The organism is Pedobacter sp. UYEF25, assembly GCF_054061655.1.
Window position 1 is genome coordinate 88912 of the sequence record NZ_JBSSEL010000007.1, and the last position, 25711, is coordinate 114622.

The 25711-nt window shown below is 38.3% G+C and carries 26 protein-coding genes; 4 read left to right on the plus strand and 22 right to left on the minus strand.

The window, feature by feature from the left end:
- Nucleotides 1-31 precede the first annotated feature (31 nt).
- Nucleotides 32-805 (plus strand): patatin-like phospholipase family protein, encoded by a 774-nt coding sequence (locus tag ACVWYG_RS08685; protein ID WP_457269799.1) that lies wholly within the window; start codon nt 32-34, stop codon nt 803-805.
- A 97-nt stretch (nt 806-902) separates the two neighbouring features.
- On the opposite strand, the gene ACVWYG_RS08690 is transcribed toward ACVWYG_RS08685, so the two are convergent.
- From ACVWYG_RS08690 to ACVWYG_RS08705, 4 genes are all read right to left on the minus strand, one after another.
- The gene (locus ACVWYG_RS08690) at nt 903-1619 is read right to left on the minus strand and encodes a 2-phosphosulfolactate phosphatase (protein WP_457269800.1); all 717 of its coding nucleotides are present in this window, start codon (nt 1617-1619) and stop codon (nt 903-905) included.
- A gap of 87 nt (nt 1620-1706) precedes the next feature.
- Nucleotides 1707-2789 (minus strand): glycine cleavage system aminomethyltransferase GcvT, encoded by a 1083-nt coding sequence (gcvT, locus tag ACVWYG_RS08695; RefSeq protein WP_457269801.1) that lies wholly within the window; start codon nt 2787-2789, stop codon nt 1707-1709.
- A gap of 118 nt (nt 2790-2907) precedes the next feature.
- The gene (locus ACVWYG_RS08700) at nt 2908-4110 is read right to left on the minus strand and encodes a glycosyltransferase family 4 protein (protein ID WP_457269802.1); all 1203 of its coding nucleotides are present in this window, start codon (nt 4108-4110) and stop codon (nt 2908-2910) included.
- Nucleotides 4111-4129: 19 nt separating this feature from the next.
- Nucleotides 4130-4738, minus strand: coding sequence for a ribonuclease HII (locus tag ACVWYG_RS08705; protein WP_457269803.1), 609 nt, complete (start codon nt 4736-4738; stop codon nt 4130-4132).
- A gap of 135 nt (nt 4739-4873) precedes the next feature.
- On the opposite strand from ACVWYG_RS08705, the gene ACVWYG_RS08710 reads away from it, so the two are divergent.
- Nucleotides 4874-6016, plus strand: a complete 1143-nt coding sequence (locus ACVWYG_RS08710; RefSeq protein ID WP_457269804.1) for an alpha/beta hydrolase fold domain-containing protein — start codon at nt 4874-4876, stop codon at nt 6014-6016.
- Here the strand turns inward: ACVWYG_RS08710 and ACVWYG_RS08715 are convergent.
- From ACVWYG_RS08715 to ACVWYG_RS08725, 3 genes are read right to left on the minus strand one after another with little or no spacing between them, the layout of a single operon-like run.
- Entirely contained in the window at nt 6013-7155 is a 1143-nt protein-coding gene (locus ACVWYG_RS08715; protein WP_457269805.1) for an ABC transporter permease, read from the minus strand. The genes ACVWYG_RS08710 and ACVWYG_RS08715 overlap by 4 nt on opposite strands.
- A complete protein-coding gene (locus tag ACVWYG_RS08720; RefSeq protein ID WP_457269806.1) occupies nt 7155-8234 on the minus strand; it encodes a glycosyltransferase family 2 protein in 1080 nt (359 codons plus the stop codon). Before ACVWYG_RS08720 ends, ACVWYG_RS08715 begins: the two co-directional genes overlap by 1 nt.
- Nucleotides 8235-8268: 34 nt before the next feature.
- Nucleotides 8269-9243, minus strand: coding sequence for a hypothetical protein (locus tag ACVWYG_RS08725; RefSeq protein ID WP_457269887.1), 975 nt, complete (start codon nt 9241-9243; stop codon nt 8269-8271).
- Between the two features lie 23 nt (nt 9244-9266).
- Here ACVWYG_RS08725 and ruvC point away from each other — a divergent pair, with 23 nt between their 5' ends.
- Entirely contained in the window at nt 9267-9872 is a 606-nt protein-coding gene (gene ruvC / locus ACVWYG_RS08730) for a crossover junction endodeoxyribonuclease RuvC (protein ID WP_457269807.1), read from the plus strand.
- Nucleotides 9873-9934: 62 nt separating this feature from the next.
- Here ruvC and ACVWYG_RS08735 read toward each other — a convergent pair whose 3' ends face one another.
- The 15 genes from ACVWYG_RS08735 to ACVWYG_RS08805 form a co-directional block, all read right to left on the minus strand.
- On the minus strand, nt 9935-10456 hold the full coding sequence (locus ACVWYG_RS08735) for a hypothetical protein (protein ID WP_457269808.1): 522 nt from the start codon (nt 10454-10456) through the stop codon (nt 9935-9937).
- Between the two features lie 72 nt (nt 10457-10528).
- Nucleotides 10529-10792: a hypothetical protein gene (locus ACVWYG_RS08740; RefSeq protein ID WP_457269809.1), complete on the minus strand. Its 264-nt coding sequence runs from the start codon at nt 10790-10792 to the stop codon at nt 10529-10531.
- 249 nt (nt 10793-11041) lie between these two features.
- Nucleotides 11042-11257 (minus strand): hypothetical protein, encoded by a 216-nt coding sequence (locus ACVWYG_RS08745; protein WP_457269810.1) that lies wholly within the window; start codon nt 11255-11257, stop codon nt 11042-11044.
- Nucleotides 11258-11315: 58 nt separating this feature from the next.
- Nucleotides 11316-12083 carry a 5'-nucleotidase, lipoprotein e(P4) family gene (locus ACVWYG_RS08750; protein WP_457269811.1) on the minus strand — a complete coding sequence of 256 codons (768 nt, stop codon included), beginning with the start codon at nt 12081-12083 and terminating at the stop codon, nt 11316-11318.
- A 284-nt stretch (nt 12084-12367) separates the two neighbouring features.
- Nucleotides 12368-13747 carry a GH1 family beta-glucosidase gene (locus tag ACVWYG_RS08755; RefSeq protein ID WP_457269812.1) on the minus strand — a complete coding sequence of 460 codons (1380 nt, stop codon included), beginning with the start codon at nt 13745-13747 and terminating at the stop codon, nt 12368-12370.
- A gap of 1 nt (nt 13748) precedes the next feature.
- Entirely contained in the window at nt 13749-14837 is a 1089-nt protein-coding gene (locus ACVWYG_RS08760; RefSeq protein ID WP_457269813.1) for a glycosyltransferase family protein, read from the minus strand.
- Nucleotides 14834-15688: a UDP-2,3-diacylglucosamine diphosphatase gene (locus ACVWYG_RS08765; protein WP_457269814.1), complete on the minus strand. Its 855-nt coding sequence runs from the start codon at nt 15686-15688 to the stop codon at nt 14834-14836. Before ACVWYG_RS08765 ends, ACVWYG_RS08760 begins: the two co-directional genes overlap by 4 nt.
- Nucleotides 15689-16521: 833 nt before the next feature.
- Nucleotides 16522-17406: an ATP synthase F1 subunit gamma gene (gene atpG, locus ACVWYG_RS08770; protein ID WP_457269815.1), complete on the minus strand. Its 885-nt coding sequence runs from the start codon at nt 17404-17406 to the stop codon at nt 16522-16524.
- 83 nt (nt 17407-17489) lie between these two features.
- The gene (gene atpA, locus ACVWYG_RS08775) at nt 17490-19067 is read right to left on the minus strand and encodes a F0F1 ATP synthase subunit alpha (protein ID WP_457269816.1); all 1578 of its coding nucleotides are present in this window, start codon (nt 19065-19067) and stop codon (nt 17490-17492) included.
- A gap of 172 nt (nt 19068-19239) precedes the next feature.
- Nucleotides 19240-19779, minus strand: coding sequence for an ATP synthase F1 subunit delta (atpH, locus tag ACVWYG_RS08780; RefSeq protein WP_457269817.1), 540 nt, complete (start codon nt 19777-19779; stop codon nt 19240-19242).
- An 88-nt stretch (nt 19780-19867) separates the two neighbouring features.
- Entirely contained in the window at nt 19868-20362 is a 495-nt protein-coding gene (gene atpF / locus ACVWYG_RS08785) for a F0F1 ATP synthase subunit B (RefSeq protein WP_457269818.1), read from the minus strand.
- Between the two features lie 84 nt (nt 20363-20446).
- A complete protein-coding gene (gene atpE, locus ACVWYG_RS08790; RefSeq protein WP_457269819.1) occupies nt 20447-20659 on the minus strand; it encodes an ATP synthase F0 subunit C in 213 nt (70 codons plus the stop codon).
- A gap of 41 nt (nt 20660-20700) precedes the next feature.
- Nucleotides 20701-21867 (minus strand): F0F1 ATP synthase subunit A, encoded by a 1167-nt coding sequence (gene atpB / locus ACVWYG_RS08795; protein ID WP_457269820.1) that lies wholly within the window; start codon nt 21865-21867, stop codon nt 20701-20703.
- Nucleotides 21868-21881: 14 nt separating this feature from the next.
- Nucleotides 21882-22271 carry a hypothetical protein gene (locus ACVWYG_RS08800; protein ID WP_457269821.1) on the minus strand — a complete coding sequence of 130 codons (390 nt, stop codon included), beginning with the start codon at nt 22269-22271 and terminating at the stop codon, nt 21882-21884.
- Nucleotides 22272-22522: 251 nt separating this feature from the next.
- Entirely contained in the window at nt 22523-22747 is a 225-nt protein-coding gene (locus tag ACVWYG_RS08805) for an AtpZ/AtpI family protein (RefSeq protein WP_457269822.1), read from the minus strand.
- A 109-nt stretch (nt 22748-22856) separates the two neighbouring features.
- Between ACVWYG_RS08805 and porW the strand changes: the two genes are divergently transcribed.
- A complete protein-coding gene (porW, locus tag ACVWYG_RS08810; protein ID WP_457269823.1) occupies nt 22857-25661 on the plus strand; it encodes a type IX secretion system periplasmic lipoprotein PorW/SprE in 2805 nt (934 codons plus the stop codon).
- Nucleotides 25662-25711: the final 50 nt, after the last annotated feature.

Below are 25711 nucleotides of genomic sequence, written 5' to 3' on the forward strand. Positions count from 1 at the left end.
AACTACTTTACAAAAAATTCAGCGAGAAAATATGAAAATAGGAATTGTCTTATCGGGAGGAGGAATACGTGGAATTTCGCATTTAGGCGTATTGAAAGCATTGAAGAATTTCGGGATTAAGCCAGATTACATCAGTGGGACAAGTGCAGGCGCGATAGTTGGGGCAACTTTAGCCTCAGGCATCGACCCTGAAAAAGCTTTTAACATTTATATGGATACTAAGCTTTGGCGTTTCTTCCGGCCAGCCTTGGGATCCCTAGGTTTAGTAAACATCGAATCCACTAACCTTCTTTTTAAAGAATATCTGCTCAAAGAAAACATAGAAGACCTCGAGATTCCTTTAACTATTACAGCTGTAAATTTTAGTGAGGGCAAGGCTGTTCAGTTTACAAAAGGGCCATTAATTAAGGCCATCCATGCTTCTTGCTGTATTCCCGGCATCTTTAAACCGGTGATGATTAATGATCAGATGTACGTAGACGGCGGCATAATTAACAATTTTCCTATTGAACCATTGATGGATAAATGTGATTTTATCATCGGTTCTTCCTGCAATCATCTTAATAAAGTAGACAAAATTACTGGGATTAGAAACCTTTTAAGTAGAGCAAGTGTGATGTCTATAAACCACGACATGGAACGGAAAGCGAAATATTGTAACCTCCTCATCGAGCCTAAAGGCTTGGGCGCGATTAGTACCTTCGATCTTAAACGTGCAGAAGATATTTATTGGATTGCGTATGAAGAAACACTTACTGTAATAAAAAATAACCCAGAAATTTATGCGCAAATGAAGGCGAAGTAATTATTGAATCAGATTGATCGAAGAAAGAGTGAAAAGAATAAAGGTTTTGAGCATTGAAAATCGAAGGCCAAGTTTTTATTAGCTAACTCACTAAAAATTAGACAATCAACCTTACCAGCTTCTCACCTTTTAATACAGGAATGGCTTCGCATATATTTTGCTGTAAACAAAAAACCACATCTTCCTCTATATTTAGTGCTTCTAGTCTGAAACTGTGAGAAGACTTTTTTAAATAGGTGCGAAGATCTTTTTTGGCAAGGAGGTAAAGGTCTTCTGCAATCACACTTGCATCATCGTATGTGGTACCGTTTTGGCGCAGCGCATTAACCACTGCACCTGCAAAAAGGGTGTCCTCTAGATTCACCTGATTTTTCCATCCTGCGCACAGGAGCAACACATTGCCGTGCAGGCTTTTTAAATAATCGCAAATGGCTTGGAGGTTTAGGAAAGAACCGATCAACACTTCTCTGGATTTTGCCGCGGCCAATTGTAACGCACCGGTTCCATTTGTAGTGGTTAACACGATGGTTTTTCCTGCTACTTTTTCCTTTGTATAACTAAAAGGAGAATTTCCGAAATCGTATCCCTCCACTACCTCTCCATTTCGCTCAGCGGCCAATAAAAAACCCCGATCTGCATATGCCGAACATTCTTCTATTTTGGATACAGGAATAATGGCCTCTGCGCCATTGTCTATTCCAAATGTAATGGATGAAGAAGCCCTCAAAATGTCTATTACGACTACCGTACTTTCATTTATATCGTGTAAATCGATCAACGCGGGAGTTAAACAAACCTCTATTTTTTTGGGCATGGGGGGAAGGTATATGGTTTTAGACATAAGGTGGAAGGAGTTTGGCGCAGAATCAAAACTTTTGCCTCTTAACTAACACCCCAAACCTTACTTGTAAAAAGGAAATTTAACAACGTTGGCTTTTACGGGAGTATTGCGAATGAGTATAAAAATTTCTGTATGCTCTTTTGAAAAAGCTTTTTCTACATAACCCATCCCAATCGCTTTCTGTAAAGATGGCGACTGCGTACCGGAAGTAACCTTTCCAATTGCATTCCCATCTGCGTCTACAATTTGATAATCATGCCTAGGAATACCACGTTCTGCCATTTCGAAACCCACTAGCTTCCGGTCCACTCCTACTTCCTTTTGCGCCAGTAGCTTTTCTGAATTTGTAAAAGATTTAGAGAATTTGGTAATCCAACCTAAGCCTGCCTCTATCGGCGATGTGCTGTCATCGATATCGTTCCCATACAAACAGAAACCCATTTCCAACCGGAGTGTATCTCGAGCGCCCAAACCAATTGGCTTGATGTTATAAGGTTTTCCGGCCTCAAAAATAGCATCCCAAATTTTATCTGCTTGACTATTTTCAAAATACAATTCAAAGCCGCCTGCACCCGTATAACCTGTGGCTGAAATAATTACATTTTCTACTCCTGCAAAAATCCCTCTCTTAAAGGTGTAGTAATCCATCGAAGCTAAATCTATGTCCGTTAAAGTCTGTAACGCATCAATTGCCTTCGGACCTTGAACTGCAAGAAGTGAGGTATGATCAGAAATGTTGTGCATTTCCACATGCTTGTTATTGAAATTAGCAATCCAATTCCAATCTTTTTCAATATTGGAAGCATTAACAACTAACATATAACTTTTTTCATCTAGTCGATAAACCAACAAATCGTCCACAATGCCGCCTGCCTCATTAGGAATACAAGAATATTGAATTTTTCCATCGTGCAATTTTGAAGCATCGTTGCTTGTAACACGTTGAATAAGATCTAGTGCATCTTCCCCTTTTAAAATAAACTCTCCCATATGGCTTACATCAAATACACCAACGCTTTTTCTCACTGTAGCGTGTTCTGCATTAATTCCCTCGGGGTAACTTACAGGCATATTGTAGCCAGCAAATGGAACCATTTTGGCTGCTAGGGCAATGTGTTTATCTGTTAAAGCGGTATTTTTCATGCTGGAATTTAGTTGCGGCAAAAGTAACAAGAAAAAGTTAATGTTTAGTCAACTAAGATTTTTAAGAAATGAGCAGTATAAACTACTTAAATCTGAGCAAATTGAGTAAATTTCATAATTAATTTTCCCTCAATTCCGTATAAATTTCCATAATTTGTGCACACATTGGCCTAATTCTATGGTGCTTCTCTACGGTTTGTCGCGCATTGTCTCCAATCTCCAGCCAACGTTTAGGGTTGATTATGCACTGTAAAATAGAGCGGTAGAATTCATCAGCGGTATCTGCTATCAAAATGTCATGACCGTTGGTATACTTTATTCCCTCTGCAGCAATTGTAGTGGCAATTATGCATTTTTTCATGGCCATTCCTTCAATAATTTTCACCCGCATTCCCGTACCAGAAAGTAGGGGAACAATCATTACGGCTTTGGAGTTCATAAAGTCAATTGCGTCGAAAACTTCTCCCTCCACAATTACGTTTTCAGAATCATAATCGAAAAAGTGTTTTTGCATATTCTTACCAGCGATATAAAAACGCAAGTCTTTGTTCAGTTTTTCTATATCTGGCCACACATCGTCTAGAAACCATTCCAAGCCTTCTTGGTTAGGCCTCCAATCCATTGCACCAAGGTGAAATAATGTTGGATAGCTCGTTTTACTTCTATCGGCCACATAATGATCTAGGTCTAACGCTACGGGAAAAACGGCAATAGGCACTTCACACCCAAACCGTAAAATATTCTGTCTATCTGGATCGCTAATGGTAAAAATATAATCGAACCGATTGATGTTTTCAGTTTCAAATGTTCTTAATCGGTGGGTTAAGAAAGAGAGATACCTGCGTCTTAAAAAAAATCCTGGCTGCCCGGATAGACGTTCCCATAGTAAAAACTCTATGTTGTGTGCCCGATAAATAACCTTTGCAAAGCTATACTGCTTTATTAAAGGGAGGTAAGGAACGGTGAAAATACTCTCCAATTGGATTACATCAAATGTATTCTCTCTTAAAATAATTTCTAACTTCTTGGCTGCTTCATCAGTATAGAACCTGGAAACATTATATGATGTTTTGCCGAAAAGATTAACTAGGGCATTAAACGCCTTGACTCTATTGTCTACCGTTTGAGTATAAAATTTTATGTGCTTAAAAACTGGATCATAGATGTCGTCGACTTCGATATTATTTCTAATTGGGTTCAAACTAAACAAAGAAATTTCCGCACCAAGATCTAACAAACCTTTTATAGTATTGTACACCACTATCGGATAGCCGCTTCTAGGTGGAAATGGAATTTGCTTTGTAACGAAAAGAATTTTCACAGAGCTCAAAATACAAATTTTATGGCATTTTTTCGAAAAGATTTAATTGTGGATCGCTCACATTAAAAGTTTTGCGGTGGTAAGGCGATAAACCTATTTCAATAACTGCCCTTCGATGGGCAACAGTTGGATACCCTTTGTTTTGCAGCCAATGATATTGAGGGTAATCTTCTGCCAAAGAACACATAAAAGCATCGCGGTGAGTTTTGGCGAGCACAGAGGCCGCAGCGATGTTTAAATATTTTCCATCGCCTTTAACAATGCATGTGTGCGTAATTTGATGATAGGCTTTAAACCTGTTGCCATCGATTGCTAAATGTTGAGGTTGGGTATTTAATTTTTCTATTGCCCGATGCATCGCTAAAAAAGAGGCGTTCAAAATATTTATTTGGTCTATTTCCTCATGGTCGCTGGATGCAACCGCCCAAGCAATGGCTTTTTCTTCTATAATTGGCCTGAGTTTCTCTCTTTGGACATGACTTAATTGCTTGGAATCGTTTAATTCCTCTAAATAGAAGTCTCTTGGTAATATTACTGCTGCGGCAAATACAGGACCAGCCAAACAACCTCTTCCCGCTTCATCGCACCCAGCTTCTAAAAATTCTTCTTGGTAACAGTTCAATAACATTCGTGCAAATTTACCAATTACTAAAGCTTCTTTCGATAGCAAGTTTTAAACATTTCACTTTTCACCAAAGGCGATGAGAAAGAAAATAAAAAAACTATGAATAAAGAATAAACGTAACTCAATTAAAATCCAGCTATGTTCCGACTCATTCTAATCATTTTCTTTTTCATTCTCTCGTTGGTTAACTTTATTCCGGCACAATCAAAAGAACTATGGTATCTAAGTATTCTCATTCCAGAATTTCCTTACTTCTTCTTCTTGGCAATGATTCCGCTTCTATTTTGGAGCTATAAAAAGAAAAAATATCGCTCAGTCTGTTTAACTTTTGGGATAGCTGCTTTTTTAATTTTCTGTTCGCCAGTAGTTAGGGCATATCAGGTTGGTAAAACTTTAAATGTTGAATTAGTGAAATCTTACGGAGAAAAAGTGAACAGTCTTACGGGATTTATGGAACAAGAACCTTTTAGTTTTTGGCAAATGTTTTTTGGCAACGGAGCAAAAAAAATTCCTTATAAAACGTATCAATATGCCATAAATGGCGGAGAGAAATTAAGTCTAAACTTTACGCCGTCGGCTATACACGGAATCAGGCCATGTTTGTTTGTGGTACACGGCGGTTCCTGGAAACGGGGAGACAATAGCGAAATTGAAGCCATGAACAATTATTTCGCAAATGCCGGTTATCAAGTTTCTACAATGAATTATCGGCTGGCTCCAAAATCTCACAGTCCTGCAACACAAGAGGACGTGAAATCGGCCTTTAAATGGTTGAAATTACATGCAGACCAATTAAAAATCGACACCACTAATTTTGTGATGCTCGGGAGATCTGCAGGAGGCCAGATTGTAGCTACCTCTGCTTACGTAAATACCGAGCGCGGGGTAAAAGGTGTGATGATTTTTTATGGCCCTAACGACATGTATTGGTCGTACAAACATCCAGACAACCCATTGATTATGGATTCTAAAATGGTACAACGAGATTTCTTGGGCGGAGGCCCGAGGCAAGTTCCTGACCGATATACGGCAGAATCTGCGTATCTATTTGTAAACCGAAATACGATGCCAACGCTGCAAGTTCACGGAATGATTGATGCCCATGTACATTATGAGCAGTCGCTAAGAATGGCGAAAAAATTAGATAAGTTTGGTGTGAAAAACTTTTTACTAAGCCTTCCTTGGGCCACTCATGGATGTGAATACAATTTAAATGGGCCATCTGGGCAACTTTCTGTGTACAGCATGGAGCGCTTTGCCTATTCTGTAACTCACCCTTAAACTGTGAAATTTTGAGTTTTAACATCGAAGGCATCTCTTAAACCAATCGCCAAAACATTAAATGCATACACAGTGAGCATTATGGCTATTCCCGGAAAAAATGCCAGATATGCAGCGTCCATGATGATGTAGCCGTAATGCTCTTTAATCATACTGCCCCAACTCGGCATGGGCGGCTGGGCGCCAAATCCTAAAAAACTGAGTCCTGTTTCTAGCAAAATAGCCGACGCAAAATTCGCCGAAGCAACGACTAAAATCGGACCTGCAATGTTAGGAAGAATATGTTTGATAATGATTCTCGAATCGCTGAAACCCAACGCTTTTGCGGCCTCTACAAATTCTATATTCTTTAGAACCATTACCTGTCCGCGGACTAGTCTAGCCACGTCGACCCAAGTAGACAAGCCGACTGCAATAAAAATTTGCCAAAATCCTTTTCCAAGGGCGAACGAAATTGCAATAACCAGCAGTAGAGATGGTAAAGACCATACAACATTCATAAACCAAGTAATTGCAGCATCAATTTTACCGCCATAATAACCAGAAATAGCGCCCAGCGAAATGCCAATAGAAAGGGAAATAAACACTGCGATTAATCCTACGGATAGCGAAACCCGAATGCCTAAAATCATCCTGCTTAATAAATCTCGCCCATAAATATCTGTTCCAAACCAAAAAGTTTTTTGATAGATGGTCTGACTTCTAAACGCCTCCGCTTTGGCTTTGTCTCCTAAGATGACTGAGCAACCTGTACAAATGGTTGCAAGATTAAACTTCCTTTCTTCCGATACCTCGTCATCGCCAATGTATTCTCTCACATAAACACTGCTGCCGTTAATTCTATAAGACGAAATAGGAATACTTTTGAAATCTGGCTCCTGCCCAAAAAGCATTTTTCGGAATAGACCCCGCTTTTTAACAAAACGATTTTTGCTAATTACCATAAAGGTAAAGGTACTGCCGGGTTTTTTATTGGTAATCTGCAAATGCATATTATTGGCAAATGGAGAATTATCTGGCATAATTAAATACCCTAAAACACCGGTAAACATCAACAGCACAATAAATATAAGGCCACCAAAAGCCAACCAATTTTTCCTTAATCGATACCAAACTTGCTGTGATGGAGTTCTGTCCATTATTTAACAATTCTATCTTTCCAGTTGTATTTTCCACTGTTACCGGCGATGCCAATATAAATCATGTAAAATATGTGTAAGATAGTTAAAAGCGGACTGAGGACCAGTAATCTTTTTCGACCAGCAAAAGAGGTAATCCATAGTAAAAAACACATTTCAACTGCAAACTTCGCCAACAGTTGATATCCTGCAACAAGAAAAAAGTGCGGGAAGAAGATGCCCATCAGCGCATTCGCAAAAATGCTTAGATTAAATGTCCAGATTAAAACACCAAGTAAGATAATAGCCTTATTCTTATACTTTGTGCTTTTAGATGCCCAACGTTTTCGCTGTTGAATAAATTCAACTAAATTTCTTTTGGCGTCTGTATAAACCATGGCTTCAATATTTTTTAAAAACCCAATTCCGTCTGGATATTTAGCCGCTATTTTGTGTAACAGCAATTCATCGTCGCCAGAAGCTAGGTCGTCTATCCCTTTGAACCCACCCACCTCAAAAAAAACCTCCTTTTGGTAGGCAAGATTTGCCCCATTGCAAGTAGATGGCATTTTATTTCCAATCGTCGACGCGCCCATACCAATTAAATACAAAAACTCTAATGTTTGCATTCGCTCAAACAAGTTCTTTTCTTCGAAAAACATAACGGGAGAAGAAATCATTTTAAAACCTTTTTCTTCATAAAATTGCACGATCGCAGAAAGCCAATTTATTCCCATACTACAATCGGCGTCGGTCGTTACAATTAAATCTCCATTACTTACCCCAATAGCTGTTTCAATTGCCTTTTTCTTATAACTGTTTAACTTTCTATCGAGGTTTAGTTGAATTAGTTTTATTCCTTTAACCGCGTAACTCGAAATAATTTCTGTCGTGCGGTCTGTGGAATGATCATCAACCAAAATAATCTCTGTCAATGCGCTCGGATAATTTTGAGCAAGCAAACATTCGATTGTTCTCATAATATTGGTTTCCTCGTTTCTCGCTGCGATAATAATAGAAACTTTTGTTTTAGGACGTTGGATGCCGAAGCTGAATATCGGAAGTTTAATCCACCCGATGATAAAGCTAAGTACTAGCATCACATAGATAACCGTTAAGGCGCAGGAAAGTAAATTAAGCAGGTTTAGTTCCAAAAAAGTTAAGTTTGAATACAAAATAGGTTCCCAACACCGCAGGAATGATGATGTTTACTAGCCAAATGCTCGCTGTGCAGGCAATTACCGCGACGTGCGCATCTGTAATGTGTTTAAACAACTCTACTGCGGTTATGCTCCTTACACCAACATCAAAAAGATCTAAAGAAGGCAATGCAGATTGAATAAAAAATAAAATACAGGTCATCATCAATACATCCAAATAATGTAATCCGGGAACCAACCACATAAATAGAAGGAAATATTGAGAGGTAAAAACGACGTAGCGCGCTAAACAGTACAGCAATATTTTTAAAAGCTCTAGCTTCCTGTAGCGCGCTAACACACTATAAAATTTACTGTATTTCCTTGTAAATTTAATCGATAATAAAATCCTGTTCAGCCATTTTATGTTGAAGTAAAAAACTAGAAAAAATAAACAAAATATGGTGACGATACTCATCAGCGCAAAGAGCATCAAATTGTTTGTGGCGTAAAATCGATAAACAAAAAAGCATCCTGCAACCGCACCGAAAATATTTGTTAACACCATTTGGCCGATATTGCCAACTGCCATTGCAACCACTCCAATAACCCGGCGCTTTGGCGATAAGAAAAAGACTCGTCCGCCATATTCACCTAACCGATTTGGGGTAAAAATGGCCAGAGTTAAGCCACAAAAAACCGATTCGATAGATTGCCAAAACGTTAGGCGTTCGATATGCATGACCAATCTTTTCCACTTAGCAGCCTCGAGAAACCAGTTAACGAACATAAGAAAAACTACTAAACCAATAAAGAATGCAATTTGCTTGGTAGGAAGATCGTTGAGTAGTCTCCAAAAATCTCCCAAATCTCTATTGGCAACTAACTTTTGATAGATAAACCAAAAGGCAAAAAATACAATGGCCGACTTTAGAACTAAGGAAAGGATTTTTTTATTTTTAGCAAGCAAAATGATCGTTCTTTTTTGCAAATATGCTTAATATTGCGTTAATGTTGGGTGAAAAAAAGGAAAGGATTATTTTAGGCATCGATCCAGGTACAGCGGTAATGGGTTACGGAGTGATTGTAGAAAAAGGAAATAAAGCGGAATTGCTAAGCTTGGGAGCTGTTAAAATGACTCATCTTAACGACCCATTTTTAAAACTCCAACGAATATTCGAAAAAACATTGGTGTTGATAGATCAGTATAATCCAGATGTTTTAGCAATTGAAGCCCCATTTTATGGTAAAAATATTCAAGTATTGCTAAAACTTAGCAGGGCGCAGGGAACGGCAATTGCTGCAGCACTTTCTAGAAACATCTCCGTAACAGAATATGCCCCTCGAAAGATAAAACAATCCATCACCGGAAACGGAAATGCTAGCAAAGAACAAGTGGCCGCAATGCTACAACGGTTACTTAATTTTAAAGAAACACCAGAATTTTTAGATGCTACAGATGGCCTTGCCGTTGCGCTTTGCCACTCATACCAAAAAATCGGTTCGGGAAATTCGGCGAAATCTTACTCTGGTTGGGAAGCTTTTGCAAGCGATAACAAAACAAAAGTGAAAGGCCTCTCTCCTAAATTAAAAAAATAAACTCCTTTAAAGGATGGCATGAGATGGACTCAATTTAAATTTTAAAAAATAAGTCCATTTGATCAGATCGTCTTAGTTAACTGCCTCCTTGTACTGCAGTATTTAATTCCAAAAATAACCGCTACAGAAATTAAAATAAGTACCCAAATATTAGCGAGCACGAGAATAAATTCTTTAAAAATCCCCCATCCGTCTAGCACATTTAACCAAAATCTGTTAAAAAAAGATGGTCGGAAATCCGCAAGACTATCGTTCGCAACTATAATTGTTTGGATCGTATTTTCTTGATAAAAAACAAGCTTAATGGTGCTAAATTTTACGCGTTGATTTATCTCCATATTTTCTATTTTTCTATCGACAAGGTGATCGCTTGATAGCGCCGACAACCTCAAAGCTGTGCTTTTCTTCTTTTCTGGCGCATTTATCTTTGCTGCTGTAGCTTCATAAATCTGCACCTTAAGTTTATTAGCCAAATAGTTTAAACTTTGGTCGTCCATTTTTAAAGATTGACTATTGATAAAAATTGCCAGCTTCGCTACCGAATTCGTAAAATTATCCAATTTATCTGAAGGTATTTTAGCCATTAGGCTCCCCTCTGTTCGATAGGCTGTAATTTCTTTTAAAGAATCTACAGACTGTTTTATTTTTTCGGTTTTCTAAACTTCACTCCGTATTTCAAAGCCAACCATTTGACCTCCTGATGCAATAATATTCTTGGCAAGTGCAATTTTAGTGGCCTGAACATTTTTGACCCTAAAGTTCATATCGGCAGTTTTAATGATTTTTAATACTGCAGATGTATCGTTTTGCGTCAAATCTGCACTCGCTAGAGATCCACTTTGAGATTGGTTCTCCGTTTTGTCGTTCTGACATCCGAAGACTGCGCACAGCAGACCCAAAGCAATTAAATTCCTTTTCATATTATTTGGTTAGAAGATTAGAATTTTAAAGAATTTTCTTCAAATGGCTACTAGAAAACGAAGCCGTTATAACTTTCGGCTTCTATGGTTTAATACGTTATTTCTAAATAAGTAACCCAACAAAAAAAATCTCTAAATTCTCTCACAACTCATACAAAGCAAAATCTTGAAAATTAGTCGTTTATAAAAAAGAAAGCCGAACTTGTTAACAAGTTCGGCTGGATAATATGTTTAACGCTAACGGTTTTATTAGGCGTTCAAAATTTTAAATACACTACGTATGGCAATGCCTGCGCCGATAAAAAGAAATATCCAAGAAATAAGTGAAATGGTAAAGCTATCATGCACAAACCTAAAAAAAGCACCAAATAAACCTACCACTACTCCAACAATTAACCAAACGTAAATGGCAGAATCATTTGCCGTTTTCATACTCTCTGTCTCGTATTTTAAATCCTCTTTCATAGCTCAATTTCTTTTGATGTTGCAAAAGTAATACTTATTGCTGATATTTTCTAGAAAGCTAATAAGTTTTTAACCGCTCCAAACGTTGCTTGGCCTTCTCATCTTCGCTTAGTTTTTTACCCTTATACAATGCCGATTCCCAATCGCCATACATAGGATTAGGAAGCATGATAAATGTTGTTCCAAATTGGGCCTGCCGCTGATTAACCTGTTCTTGCGCGTCTTTGCCTTCATGGTAAAAAACGTTACTAAAATCGCTCAAATTATCTCCACACATCAGCAAAATATTGTAACTTTTCGAAATGCTTTCTCTCCGTAGTTCTTTGTCCGATGAACCTGTCGAAATCATCAAATGTACCTCATCCGCAAAAGGAAAGCCGAATCTCTTTAGATTTTTTAGCGTTGCGACGTAATCTTTATTATTGCGGTTACTTACATAAAAAGTCTGGATATTTTTTGAGGCCGCGAACTTCAAAAAAGCCAGTGCGCCTGGCACCGTATCGGCCTTCGCCAAGTTCGTCCATTCCGTCCAATCTGCCGAAGTGTAACTTACTCCCTTTCTTATCTCATGACCCTGAAAAGCAGAATTGTCAAGCACGGTCTCATCAATGTCTACCACCACGCAATTTGTTTTTATACTTGTATCTGCCCATAAAGCCTCCTTTAAGGACAGCTTTGCAAAATTAAACGCTTGGAAACAAAGCGCCCTATACTCTCCAGAAGTTTGTTGCCAGAGCACCGCGTTGGTAAAATCTCTAGCAGAACTTTGTGCAAATAACGCTGGGGGCACAAGAAGCGTGAAAACTAAAAAAATAAACTTTTTCATCGGTTGAATTAAGCATCTAAAGATAGATAGAAAGCTTTAGGAGTTACAAATTTTTTACATATTTTGGGCGTTTTAACACGCTATCCGTTATATCTTTTATGGCTAAAACTAGCCGTAAAAGGGCATCACTGCTATCGTTAACGCGCATAATCCGTAAAAATCCTGATTCAAACACGAAAGGTGAAAAACTTTAAATTACTTGGCAATTACCACTTATCGCAGACTATAGTGATTTTAACAATAGAGCAACCCCTGATCAATAACTTTTGAAACTCAATCATAAACTAGCTGAATTCACTGTTCATTTTTGAATTATTATTTTCCACCTTTCTTCTTTTTAAAAAGTCGGCATACCATTTTCCAGAGGCTTTCACAATTCTCTTTTGCGTTTGAAAGTCTACATGTACCAAACCAAAACGAGGATGATAACCTTCTGCCCATTCAAAATTATCAAGAAACGTCCAAACAAAATATCCGACAACATTTACACCTTCATTCTTTGCCCGCAACATTTGAAAAATATTGTCTTTGAGGTATTGGGTACGGGCTGCATCATGTATTTGTTCGTCTTCTATGGCGTCGCTAAAAGCTGCGCCATTTTCAGTCACTATTAAAGAAGGCATGTTCTTATAACTGCTAAATTTTGTCAGCACTTCATAGATAGATTCGGGATATACTTCCCAATTCATGAGGGTCACTTGTACATTCCTTTTAGCAGCCTTAATAAGTTTTGCATTTAGATAAAGACTAAAAGCGCTATGTGCCACAACCTCTCTAGTGTAGTTTTGAATACCAATAAAATCCATATCAAAGACTAAATTTTTTTCATCATCGGATCTGATAAATTTTTCAATATGCCTCAATATTTTTAAATCTTCTGTCGGATAGCCTAACCCCAAAAGGGGTTCAATAAAAAAACGATTTAACAACGCATCTACCTTTTTCGCAGCCTTTACATCTTTATCTATGTTTCTGTATGGTTCGATATGTGCACAAGAAAAGGTAGTTCCAACACGGCTTTGCGGCTGAAGCGATTTTACAAGTGCACCACCTATCGATTGACATAGTGCTGCATGATGCGCGGAGGCTAAAAAATTATTTAGCCCCTTTTTTCCGGGCGCATGAACCCCCAAAAAATATCCGGCTCCCGTAAAAACCATTGGTTCGTTTAAAACCATCCAATTTTTTACACGATCTCCAAAACATTCCACACAACATGCCGTAAATTCAGAAAACCAGTTAATGATATCTCTATTAACCCATCCGCCTTTTTTTTGTAGCTCATTTGGTAAATCCCAATGATATAAAGTAATCCAAGGCGTGATGTTAAGCGACAGACAAAGATCAATGATACGGTTGTAAAAGTCAATTCCATCTTGACTTACAGACCCAATACCAAGCGGAAAAATCCGGCTCCAAGAAATGGAAAAACGATAATTTGGAATGTTTAACGTAGCCATCAGTGCAATATCTTCTTCATACCGATTGTAAAAATCACATGCAATATCTGCAGTGTGGCCACCGAAAATCTTTCCTCGTTTTTGTACGAACACGTCCCAGATAGATTGACCTTTATAACTGGAATTGCCTATACCCTCTATTTGATAGGCCGCTGTGGAAACTCCCCACGAAAAATCGCTTCCAAAAGCTTCTTTTAAGAACATGTTAACCTATTATTCGTTTTAGGAATTTGCCGAGACGTATTTTCCCCCCCTTGTTTACTTTCAAATAATTTAGTTCCTTAAACGGCGAATGACCAGTCTTTTCATTAAAATGGATATTGAAAACCGAATCGACTATCGCCTGAGTGATATTTGGATAATCAACCTGGGTAATAACACCATCTTCTACCCAAGCATTGATCTCTTTTAACCTTATTATCTTTAGCTTTTTCAATACAGGAATTCCCATTTGTTTCAAAGCAGCTGCATTGCATTGCTGCTCATACTGTCCTTTCATTGGTATCACCATTAACTTCTTTTTTAAAAACAATGCTTCGGCAGGAGTTTCAAACCCTGCCCCACAAAGTACTCCTGTAGAAGAAACTAAACTTTTTATAAAGGCTTCGTTATCTACCTTGCGTATGGTGATATTGCCCTCAGTGTATGACTTTTTTGTGTGCTTCGAAAAAACTTCCCACCTAATTTCTTTTATTTCTTTCAATACCCGAATAATCCGCTTATCATTATAAGCAGGTAAATAAACGGTGTAATGAGCAAGTTTAAGATTGTCTGCCTGGCGTATTTCTTCACGAATAACGGGCGTAAAAATATTTTTGTCGTAAGCTGCAAAATGATATCCGTACGTTTCTGTAACCGGCGCGTACTTCTTTAAAATTGCTTTCCCTACGATGTCTTTTTTATCTGGTTGAGGCGCTTTTTCATTAAGTGCAGCCGCTTGGTGACTAAGCCCAATGCATTGCTTTCGATCAAAGTAACAGGCCCAAGCGCTTACCGGTTCAAAATCATTGATAATAATGTCGTAATCTTTGACAGGAAGATTCTTAACTTCAACTAAAAATCTTCTTAGTCGAGCTTTTTTATAGGTCGAGATTAGATCAATTCCTCCCTTTTTACCAAAAACAAAACTCAATCCATTAAGTCTGTATTTGATTGGAAACCCCAGATCCACATCTGCTTCCGTACCGCTTACCAATACATCTACTTCACCTTTTTGTAGAAGCGCGGGAATGATGTCTCTTGCCCTACTTATATGCCCATTTCCAGTGCCTTGTATGGCGTACAAGATTCTCATGGTTCGATCATCAAATTAAATTCATCAAGCATGCTGTTAAAAAGTTCCTTATCGCCAGGCTCGTTGTCATTATCTTCTGTGCATCTGGGTAAATCTTCTTCGTTATATTTATAAAGTGTCCATTCGCCTCCATTGTATTCTAGTGCGCTAAGGTTTTCTATCCAATCTCCGGAATTTAAATAAAGAATAGATCCTTGCTCATTCTTAATCTCCCGCATTTCGGGATGATGGATGTGGCCGCAAACCACGTAGTCATACTTGTTGGAGATCCCGATATCTGCGGCAGTGGTTTCAAAATTATTGATGAATTTAACGGCACTTTTCACACTATTCTTAATTTTTTTTGAAAGCGATAACTTGCCTTTTTTAAATATTTTTTCTGAAATGAAATTTGCCAAGATGTTGATCACAATCAATGTGTCGTAACCGATTGCACCCAGTTTTGCCAGCCATTTAGAATGTTGCATGGTTACATCGAACACATCACCATGGAAAAACCAAGCCGTCTTATCTCCCGAAAGTGGCAAGACTACTTTATTCACAATGCAAAACGATCCCATTTTAAACCCAGAAAACTTCCTAAGCATCTCATCGTGGTTGCCTGTTACATAATAAATCTTAACACCTTTGACCATCCAGGCCATAATGTGCTTCACAATTTTCATGTGACTTTTAGGCCAATAGCGCTTACTGAATTGCCATACATCTATAATGTCGCCATTAAGGATCACCGTTTTTGGTTTGATGGAATTGAGGTAAGAAAAAAGCTGTTTGGCCTGACAACCATAAGTCCCCAAATGGACATCACTAAGGACCAACAAGTCAATCTTGCGTTTTCTCTCTTTTTGCATTTATGGGTAAATAGAATATTTAGCGCCAATTAGCGAAACAGTAGTGCATGCTGTAAAGTAAGGTTTTGCATGTGAGGAAAACATTAGGCAAGTATTAAGGGATTGTTAATATTTTTCAGAAAATGCTGCTAAATACTGAAAACTTGTAACTTAATTTAACCTATTTTGCAATTTTTTCACCAGTAAAAATGAATTTCAAGCTTTTGCTGTAACTACAAAAACGACGCTTTAAGTACGTAACGATGGATGTTAAATAAAATTAAATTTCTGAATTTGATGGATGTGTGCTCAAAAAGAAGTCGAGCATTTCCACTCCAATCACTTATGCAAAATACTAACTCCTAGGCTAACGATAGAAACTGAATTATTTTGGGCTTTTCCTGTCCAAAAAATAGAGCGAATGGCGTGTTAAAGCACCCAAATAATGATCAATCTAGCTGCAAAATTTAAGGTGTTCAAAGTGCTTTTTTGGGCGTTCCCCATAAAAAGGGGTCGAGCTTTCTGCTGCAATATTTTCACTCGTTCCTCGTAAAAAGAATTTCCGCTCCAACCGCTAACGCAGCGCTCAGACTTTTTGCGCTAACGACAGCAGCGGCATCTTTTTGGGCTTTTTCTGCACAAAAAATACAGCGGATGGCGTGTTAGAGCGCCCAAGTAATTATTAACGTTTATAAAGAATAAAATCATTTACAGCTTTTCTTGACATCCACAGTAGTGAAGATTTCTTGATAAATATGCCGTAAAAAAATAACGCCCGCTCGAAAGAATACAAAAAAAACCCACCTCATTTAAGAGACGGGTTTACATTTTCAGGGTTTATTTAACAAGTAAAATTATCCATTAAGTGCGGCTGCGCCACTTACAATCTCCGTCAACTCGGTGGTAATTGCCGCCTGACGCGCTTGGTTATAGGACAACTTCAATGCTTTCAACAAATCTCCAGCATTTTCAGTCGCTTTATCCATAGAGGTCATACGCGCGCCGTGCTCAGCCGCGTGCGAATCCAGAACGGCTTTATACAATTGAATCTTCACTGACTTAGGAATCAATTCCTCCACAATTTCATCTTGCGAAGGTTCCAAAATATAATCTACTGCAGTCCCTTTATTTTCTATCGCAGCAATATCCGCTTTTGGCAAAGGCAAAAGTTGTTCCGTAGTAATTACCTGAACCGCTGCGTTTTTAAACGCGTTGTAAACCAACTCTACCTTATCAAATTTGCCTTTCGCAAACGCAGACAAAATCGTCTCGGTAATGACAGTTATGTTTTCAAAACTTAAATCGTTATACACGTCATTATTGTTGCCAATAACGTTGTATTTTCGCTTCTCAAAAAAATCTTGCGTTTTTTTACCAATAGAAATAATGCTAACATCGCCACGTTGGAATTGCTCGCTGTATTTTTCATTGATCAATACGTTGGTCGCTTTGATCACATTTAAGTTAAACGCACCAGCCAAACCTCTGTTTGATGAGACGGTTACAATAAGCACTTTATTGGGCACGCGCTCCTGTATGTATGGCGAAGCAAAATCTTCCAAGGTGACTGAAAGGTTGGCTAAGATTTCTTTAAGCTTATTTGCATAAGGTCGCAAAGCGATAATGGCATTGGTGGCACGCTTCAATTTAGCTGCCGAAACCATTTTCATGGCTTTGGTAATCTGCTGTGTCGACTGCACCGACCCAATACGGTTTCTTACTTCTTTTAAATTGGCCATTCTTTATTAGATGTGAGATGTGAGATCTGAGACTTGAAACCTTTACGCCCAACGCTCATCTCTCATATCTCAAGACTCAAATCTTACTTATATTTTTCCGAAATCTCTTTCGCAACGGTTTCTAACACTCCTGTAATTTCGTCATCCAGTTTTCCCGCTTTTAAAGCTTTTAATGTATCTGGATAACGCATTTCTAATTGACTTAAATATTCGTTCTCGAATTCTTTCACCTTAGCTACGGGCACCGCACGCATTAAATTTTTTGTTCCAACATATACAATGGCCACTTGTTTTTCTACAGCCATTGGCGAAAATTGTGCTTGCTTAAGAATCTGCACGTTACGAGACCCTTTGTCTAATACAGATTTTGTTGCTGCATCTAAATCAGAACCAAATTTAGAAAACGCTTCTAGCTCGCGGTATTGTGCTTGATCTAATTTTAACGTACCTGCCACCTTTTTCATCGATTTGATCTGTGCGTTACCACCCACACGAGATACAGAAATACCTACGTTAATGGCGGGACGAATACCTGCATTGAACAAATTAGACTCTAAAAAAATCTGACCATCGGTAATGGAAATTACGTTGGTAGGAATGTAAGCGGATACGTCTCCAGCTTGAGTTTCGATAATCGGCAAAGCGGTTAAAGAACCTCCACCTTTTACAATGTCTTTGATAGAAGGCGGCAAATCGTTCATTGCTTGCGCAATTTCATCGTTTTGATTAATCTTAGCTGCACGTTCTAATAAACGACTGTGAAGGTAAAACACATCACCTGGATATGCCTCACGACCTGGAGGTCTACGCAACAATAAAGAAACCTCTCTATAAGCTACTGCCTGTTTTGATAAATCGTCATAAACGATCAACGCAGGTCTACCTGTATCTCTAAAAAACTCGCCGATTGCAGCGCCTGCGAATGGGGCATAAAACTGCAAAGGCGCAGGATCTGCTGCCGATGCTGCAACTACTACGGTATATGGCATTGCTCCGTTTTCTTCCAAAGTGCGGACTACGTTTGCAACGGTCGAATTTTTTTGTCCGATGGCCACGTAGATACAAAATACTGGTTGCCCAGCCTCGTAAAATTCTTTTTGATTGATGATGGTGTCTATACAAACCGCAGTTTTACCAATCTGTCTATCGCCAATAACCAACTCACGTTGCCCACGGCCAATTGGAATCATTGCATCAATTGCTTTGATACCAGTTTGTAAAGGTTCTGTAACCGGCTGACGGTAAATTACGCCAGGGGCTTTACGCTCCAAAGGCATTTCATAGGTTTGTCCTAAAATCGGGCCTTTACCATCCATCGGCTCGCCGAGCGTGTTCACCACTCTGCCCAGCATGCCTTCGCCCACGTTAATCGACGCAATTTTCTTAGTACGTTTAACCGTATCGCCTTCTGAAATTCCATCTGATGGGCCTAATAAAACCACCCCAACGTTGTCTTCTTCAAGATTTAGTACAATGCCCTGTAAACCGTTCTCAAATTCCACCAACTCTCCAGATTGTACTGCCGACAAACCGAAAACGCGCGCAATACCATCGCCTACCTGCAACACAGTACCTACTTCTTCCAATTCGGTTTCTGATTTGAAGCCCGCCAATTGCTGTCTGATGATGGCCGATACTTCGTCTGGTCTTACCTCTACCATAGTTATGTTTATATCTTTTTGTAAATGTTGTTCCTGTACTCTTATCCTGGTATTTCCCGCTATCCGCTGCAAGGCCAAGAAATTGGCGCTTTCCCGCTGCTATCGGGTTTATTTTTTTAAGGCTGTGGTTCTTCGGTAACACCTATCCACTGCCTGTAATGTTTTAATATAACTACACGCCAAGCTCTTTCCGCAGTTTATCTAAACCGTGGCTTATGCTTCCATCAAACTGCCTATCTCCCACCCTCAAAATAAACCCCCCGATTAAATCTGCATTTATTTTCTCTTCCAAAATTACCTCATTAGCAGAAAAATCTTTCTTCACCAAATCAATAATTTCTTGCTTTGCGGTATTGCTCAACGCAACTGCAGAAGTAACATGCGCAGTAAGTATACCTTTAATCTTGTTATACTGCCGCACAAACTGTTTAGAGGTTTCAAACAATATGGCCGAGCGTCCTTTGTTAATCACAATGTTTAAAAAAGAACCACTTACCTTACTTAGTTGACCGCTAAAGATCTCCTTCAAAATCCCCTTCTTTTTATCTAACGGTATAATTGGGTTTTTTAAAACCGCTTCTAACACTGGGTTGTCATCAACCACTTTTTCAAAAGCAACCATATCAGCATACGTAGCCTCCAAAGAATTGTTCTCTTCAGCTAAGTCTATTAAGGCTTTTGCGTATCTACTGGCAACTGTAATTTCTGACATACTTTTTGGGCTGTGCTAAGAGACATTAGATATGAGACATTAGCTCTGAGACGCATGTTCTCAAATCCCAAATCTCACCTCTCAAATCTCAATTCATATTAACGTCTTTCAACAAGCTTTCTACCAAGGTTTCTTGTTTTCCCTTATCATCTAATTGCTTGCGCAACACACGTTCTGCAATTTCTAAAGATAACGCAGAAACTTGATCTTTCACCTGCATCAAAGCTGCTTTCTTTTGATTCTCAATTTCTATTCTCGCTTTTGCAATAAGCTTAGCTCCTTCATCTTGTGCTTGCTTTTTGGCTTCATGCAAAATGCTGTCTTTTAAAATCTTTGCTTCTTTCAAAATCTCATCACGTTCTGCACGGGTTTGAAGCATCAACTCCTGATTTTGAGTTGTTAGCTTCGTCATTTGCAACTTAGCCAGCTCAGCCTTATTTAACGCTTCGTCTATATTGAGCTCGCGCTCGTGTATGGCGCCCATAATAGGTTTCCATGCAAACTTCCGCAATAAAATAAGTAGACAAACAAATGAAATTGTTGTCCAAAAAACCAGACCAATACTTGGGGTTACTAAATCCATTTTATATCTTCTTTTTACTAAGTCTTTTCAATAAAGCAGGATAAATAACCAATCGTTAAATATCCTGCCATTTTTTTCTCAATATTATGTGCCTAAGCCTAATAATGAAACAACCACACCGAATAAAGCAACACCCTCAATAAGAGCCGCTGCAATAATCATAGCAGTTTGAATTTTTGATGCAGCTTCTGGCTGACGAGCAATACCTTCCATTGCTTTACCACCTACTTGGCCGATACCTATACCTGCACCAATTACTGCTAAACCAGCACCAAGTGCTGCGATTGAACCTACCATAACTAATTTAATTATATAATTTGTAAAAAATAGTTTAAAATTTAATGATGTTCCTCAACTGCCATCCCAATAAAAAGGGCGGTAAGCAACGTAAATATAAAAGCCTGTAAAAATGCAACCAAAATTTCTAACACATCCATAAAAATAACGAATGCTACTGAAACAGGCGCCATAGCAACAGTTTCAAAAATAAATATTAAAGATATTAAACTCAATACGATAATATGTCCTGCCGTAATATTGGCAAACAAACGTATCATTAATGCAAACGGTTTAGAAATTACGCCTACGAGTTCTACAACAATCATTATCGGATACAACCAAAAAGGTACATCAGGTTTTAAAATATGTTTCCAGTAATACTTGTTTCCATTTATGTTAACCAAGATTAATGTTCCAACTGCCAACACAAAAGTAAGGGCAATGTTACCGGTTACATTCGCACTACCAGGAAAAATCGGCACCAAACCCATGATATTATTTATCAAAATGAAAAAGAACACGGTAAGCAAATAAGGCACAAATTTACCATACTTGTGCCCAATATTTGGCTTCGCAATATCATCTCTCACAAACACAAACACAGGTTCTAAGAAAGATTGCAATCCTTTAGGTGATTTGCCGAAGCGCCTTTTATAGGAATTTGCCACAGGAATGAAAACAAGTAAGAGCACTGCTACCGAAATAAACATGGCTGCAACATTCTTGGTAATCGAAAGATCAATTACCGCATCAGAAGCGGTTTCGTCAACCTTACCATCTGTCCCTACTACCTTTATGTTTTTGTTGAACATATTTTTGAACAGACTTTGCTCTAAGCCGGTAACCAAACGGTACTTGTTGTATTTACCTTGATAGTCTTCTTTTCCATGCTCGAAGTTACCTGAAGAAAAAAGCTCCATTCCCTGAGACGTATATAAAATTACAGGTAAAGGTAAAGTGGTATGACCCCACAAGTGCCAACCGTGCGAATCCGCAATGTGCTCCATAATCACCTTTGTAGGCTCAAATTTTTCTTCGCCCTGTTCTTCCGCCTTTTTTTCTCCTGCATATGCAGTACTGGCAGCAGCCACTACGCTGTCGACCGGCTTTTGAGTAGCCTCATTTTGAGCAAACGCTCTAACCTGATAAGAAAAAAGTGCCACGAAAAGCGTAAATACGACAGTTTGCCTTTTAACTTTAGATACAAAAACTCGGTTACAATCCATTTATTGGCAGTTTTTTACTTTGATTTTTGGTGGCGCAAGTTAAACAACAAACAGTAAATTTCAAAGGCCGAAAACAATAAATATGAAGAAAAAAAGTTCACAAGAAAAATAGTTGGATTTCCCGGCACTTTTAAAATGTAAACAAGAACGAAAGCCATACAGAAAAGCAACTTAACTGCATTCGCCCCCATAATGGCCATAACGCCCATTTGCGGATCACGCTTTATCCCTATATCAACCAGCGCATAAGCGATGTAGGTAATGCCCGCCAAAAATCCAAAAATCAGCCAAAATTGCTTTACAAACAGTTCGCTTCTACCAAACGTCCGCTCCAGCGCAATTACGACCCCTATTAAAATGCCGATAAAGATAAAATAAGCGCTCGTAAATTTTTGAAACGACATCGAAACGTGGGTTAGTTGGTTTAGCTGTTAGCCGGTTATTTGTTTATGGTTAGGAGTCGAGTGGGTATAGAAGTCAAGTCGCCAGGAAGTTGGTTCAATTCCTTATTCCTTGCTCCTTATTCCTTATTCTTCTATCCTTATTCCTTGCTCCTTATTCCTTGCTCCTTATTCTTCTATCCTTATTCCTTTTATTCCTTGCTCCTTGCTCCTTATTCCTTGCTCATTACTCTTTGCTCCTTGATTTTTATTCCTTATTCCTTCGTTGCCTGCCTAATGGCTTGGTAAAGCGCAATGGCGACACCGGCTAGGGCAAACATCGCTGTAATTATGGGTGATTTGCTTCCCCGATGCTCATCGATTTTGTATCCTATAAATGTTAAAAGTCCGATGGTAGCAATCATTTGAAAACCTATCGCAGAAAATTTAGCTATGTTTCCCATTTTATTGCCCTTATCTTCCTCCTTTTTGTTTTCCATTTTTAAATTCAATAATTACCTTAACTTTGAAAGGCTAGTTTTTCGACAAATTTATTCTTTTAAAAGTAAAAAAGACTGCTTCGAATATTAACAAAACCCATCAAACCTCTTGAAAAAAACTTCAAATATAACTATTCAGGCGATTTTGGTGATCGTTTTTCTCGTATTTTGCTTTGGATGTATTACGCCCAAAGATACTGCTGTTAGTAGAAGGTTGCAAAATTTAACTGCAAGATATAATTATATATATAACGCAAAAGTACTGCTTACTGATTATAATATCGGCTTACAGCAAAGTTATCAGGATAACTATCAAACTATTTTACCTGTTTATTTAGATCCGCCGCCGCAGAAAGAACTCATTCTTCTTCCAGATTTACCTAATAAGCAACTAGATGAGGTTATAAAGAAGGCTCAAGGGATCATCAATGAAAAAACGTACAGCAATTATGTAGATGATGCATATTTGCTTCTGGGTAAAGCAAGTTATTTAAAAGGCAATTATTTTTCCGCGTCTGCTTACTTCGATTATGTGGCAAAAACCTTTCAAGGAGATACAAAAATAGTGATTACTGCGCTGGATTGGAAAGCACGCTGTCAAATTGAATTGAACAACTTTTCTAAAGCCGATAAAATTTTAGACACCTTGTTTCTAATCGCAAAAGGATATAAAAAGAGTTTAGCAGAACCACAAGCGACTACCGCCCAATTAAGGATTTATCAACAGAGATACAATGAGGCTGCCGTGTTGCTTCAAGAGGCACTCCGCAAGGGAAGCGATCGTCTTTTAAACATTAGATGGCGATTTATACTGGCACAACTGCAACAAAAGCAAAATAATTTCCAAGATGCCTTTAAAAATTATACTAAAGTAGCGGGTAGCAATGGGCCGTTTGAAATGTATTTTCAGGCCAACCTTCAACGCATCAAATTAACGGCACAGCTTAGTGGACAGCAAATAAACGAGGAAAAAGAATTGCTTCGTCTAGTTAAGGACGACAAAAATGCAGACTATATCGACCAAATTTACGGTCAGATTGGCGAATTTTTTGCTGAAAAAGATGACTTGTCCAAAGCTGAGTTTTACTTTAAAAAATCGGTTCAAACTAGCACAACTAACCTCAATCAAAAAGCATTAGCCTATTTAAATATTGCAGATCTGAATTTTGCCAAGCTTAAAAACTATCGCAAGGCAAAACTTTATTACGACAGCACCATCAACATCCTACCAAAAAGCTTTCCTGACTATGTAAACATTGTTAAGAAGGCCGATAATCTAAGTTATTTGACAGATCGATATGAAATAATCGATTTGCAAGATACGCTACAATCAATAGCGAAATTGCCGCTAGGAGAAAGAGGAACAAAGATTAAAGAGTTTGTAAACCGCCGTATGGATACTTTAAGTCTTGGCTCAAGTAGTCCTTCCCAATCTTCCTCCTTGACTAATAATGCATTTCTACAAGTAGACCCTAGCCTTTCTACCAATAGTTTGGGCAATGGAAACACTTTTTACTTTAACAACCCTGCAGCCGTAAGCAAAGGATTTACAGATTTTAAAATTAGGTGGGGAAATAGGACTTTACAAGACAACTGGCGCCAAAGCGTCCGATCATCTGCACAACAGAATAATCAAATTTTGGCAGGTGGAGATGTGGCTGTTTCTGCTAAAACATTAAACGATTCTACCAGCTTAAGCGCTAAACCAAACGATTTAGAAACAGAATATCTGTCGGCCTTGCCGATAACAGACAGTTTGATTGCGCTTTCTAATCAGAAAATGATCGACGCCTACTATGAAATCGCCAGTTTTTATCAGCAGGAGCTCAATGACAAAGAGGAAGCCGATAAAGTTTACCAGATTTTGCTAGACAGATTTCCAGAGAACAACCATCGTCCAGCAGTTTTATATAGTTTATATCTAAGCAACAAGGGAACAGATGACCAAAAGGCAAATCGTTTAAAAGAGGAAGTTTTATTAAAATTTCCAAATTCCGATTATGCCAAAACCATTAAAGATCCTTTTTATGCAAGTAGACAGGACGCTTTGTTAGATAGTGCGAAAAAAAACTATGAATACCTCTATCAAAAGTTTGCAAATAAAGATTATTCCAGCGTAATCAGCTCAACTTCAAGTGTTATGGTAGAGCCTCAAAAAAGTGAAATTGATCCACAATTTGCTTATTTGCGCGCCTTAGCTATTGGAAGAACATCTAAAATTGCAGCGCTGATCAATGTTTTTAATAAGATTGATCAAAATTATCCCGATGATAAAATAGTAACTCCATTAGTGCGACAACAATTGGAATACATCAGTAAACATTTTGCCGATTTTGAAGAGAGACAAGTTGCGTTGGTAGATTTCGATGAAAACGCAACCGATCCATTGGCTCGATCAATGGTTTCAAACCCAACGCCGAGCGTTAATGCAAAGCCCATAAAAATTACCTCTGCGCAAATCATTCCAAAGGCCGATCTACCTGAGGTATCCAAACTGCCACCATTGGTGAAAAAAGATTCAATCACAACAAATTTATCTACAAAGAAACCGAGCATCTTTAGTACAGCGATTTCTACCGAGTATTTTTATGTGATCGACGTTCGAGATGCCACTTTAACGGTCAGTTCATCCCGTTTTGGCGTCGGGCAATTTAATAGAGGGAACTACCCAGATAATGATTTGGTGCATAAATTGATTGAGCTGAATGATGATCAATTGATCTATATAAATAGTTTTGTAGATTTGGAGGATGCAAAAATTTATCAAAATAGCATTAAAAATCAGTTGAATAAAATAATGAAAGTGCCAGATGATAAGTATAGAACTTTTATCATCACTAAAGAAAACTTTGATAAATTAGTAGACAGAAAGCGGATAGACGCTTATCTTGACTTTTACAAAGAAAATTATTAGTTGGCACTTTTAGCTTTGATTACCTTTACAGCCATTGGCAGATTTTATTA

What these genes read in the sequence shown, in the direction of transcription:
- ACVWYG_RS08805 (WP_457269822.1), bottom strand. Translation starts at nt 22,747, where the DNA reads ATGGAAAACAAAAAGGAGGAAGATAAGGGCAATAAAATGGGAAACATA.
- ACVWYG_RS08735 (WP_457269808.1), bottom strand. Translation starts at nt 10,456, where the DNA reads ATGGCTAAAATACCTTCAGATAAATTGGATAATTTTACGAATTCGGTA.
- ACVWYG_RS08685 (WP_457269799.1), top strand. Translation starts at nt 32, where the DNA reads ATGAAAATAGGAATTGTCTTATCGGGAGGAGGAATACGTGGAATTTCG.
- ACVWYG_RS08755 (WP_457269812.1), bottom strand. Translation starts at nt 13,747, where the DNA reads ATGTTCTTAAAAGAAGCTTTTGGAAGCGATTTTTCGTGGGGAGTTTCC.
- ruvC (WP_457269807.1), top strand. Translation starts at nt 9,267, where the DNA reads ATGCTTAATATTGCGTTAATGTTGGGTGAAAAAAAGGAAAGGATTATT.
- ACVWYG_RS08765 (WP_457269814.1), bottom strand. Translation starts at nt 15,688, where the DNA reads ATGCAAAAAGAGAGAAAACGCAAGATTGACTTGTTGGTCCTTAGTGAT.
- atpB (WP_457269820.1), bottom strand. Translation starts at nt 21,867, where the DNA reads ATGGATTGTAACCGAGTTTTTGTATCTAAAGTTAAAAGGCAAACTGTC.
- atpE (WP_457269819.1), bottom strand. Translation starts at nt 20,659, where the DNA reads ATGGTAGGTTCAATCGCAGCACTTGGTGCTGGTTTAGCAGTAATTGGT.
- atpF (WP_457269818.1), bottom strand. Translation starts at nt 20,362, where the DNA reads ATGGATTTAGTAACCCCAAGTATTGGTCTGGTTTTTTGGACAACAATT.
- ACVWYG_RS08690 (WP_457269800.1), bottom strand. Translation starts at nt 1,619, where the DNA reads ATGCCCAAAAAAATAGAGGTTTGTTTAACTCCCGCGTTGATCGATTTA.
- ACVWYG_RS08750 (WP_457269811.1), bottom strand. Translation starts at nt 12,083, where the DNA reads ATGAAAAAGTTTATTTTTTTAGTTTTCACGCTTCTTGTGCCCCCAGCG.
- ACVWYG_RS08740 (WP_457269809.1), bottom strand. Translation starts at nt 10,792, where the DNA reads ATGAAAAGGAATTTAATTGCTTTGGGTCTGCTGTGCGCAGTCTTCGGA.
- ACVWYG_RS08745 (WP_457269810.1), bottom strand. Translation starts at nt 11,257, where the DNA reads ATGAAAGAGGATTTAAAATACGAGACAGAGAGTATGAAAACGGCAAAT.
- ACVWYG_RS08720 (WP_457269806.1), bottom strand. Translation starts at nt 8,234, where the DNA reads ATGCTAGTACTTAGCTTTATCATCGGGTGGATTAAACTTCCGATATTC.
- ACVWYG_RS08705 (WP_457269803.1), bottom strand. Translation starts at nt 4,738, where the DNA reads ATGTTATTGAACTGTTACCAAGAAGAATTTTTAGAAGCTGGGTGCGAT.
- ACVWYG_RS08760 (WP_457269813.1), bottom strand. Translation starts at nt 14,837, where the DNA reads ATGAGAATCTTGTACGCCATACAAGGCACTGGAAATGGGCATATAAGT.
- ACVWYG_RS08800 (WP_457269821.1), bottom strand. Translation starts at nt 22,271, where the DNA reads ATGTCGTTTCAAAAATTTACGAGCGCTTATTTTATCTTTATCGGCATT.
- ACVWYG_RS08710 (WP_457269804.1), top strand. Translation starts at nt 4,874, where the DNA reads ATGTTCCGACTCATTCTAATCATTTTCTTTTTCATTCTCTCGTTGGTT.
- ACVWYG_RS08715 (WP_457269805.1), bottom strand. Translation starts at nt 7,155, where the DNA reads ATGGACAGAACTCCATCACAGCAAGTTTGGTATCGATTAAGGAAAAAT.
- atpH (WP_457269817.1), bottom strand. Translation starts at nt 19,779, where the DNA reads ATGTCAGAAATTACAGTTGCCAGTAGATACGCAAAAGCCTTAATAGAC.
- atpG (WP_457269815.1), bottom strand. Translation starts at nt 17,406, where the DNA reads ATGGCCAATTTAAAAGAAGTAAGAAACCGTATTGGGTCGGTGCAGTCG.
- gcvT (WP_457269801.1), bottom strand. Translation starts at nt 2,789, where the DNA reads ATGAAAAATACCGCTTTAACAGATAAACACATTGCCCTAGCAGCCAAA.
- atpA (WP_457269816.1), bottom strand. Translation starts at nt 19,067, where the DNA reads ATGGTAGAGGTAAGACCAGACGAAGTATCGGCCATCATCAGACAGCAA.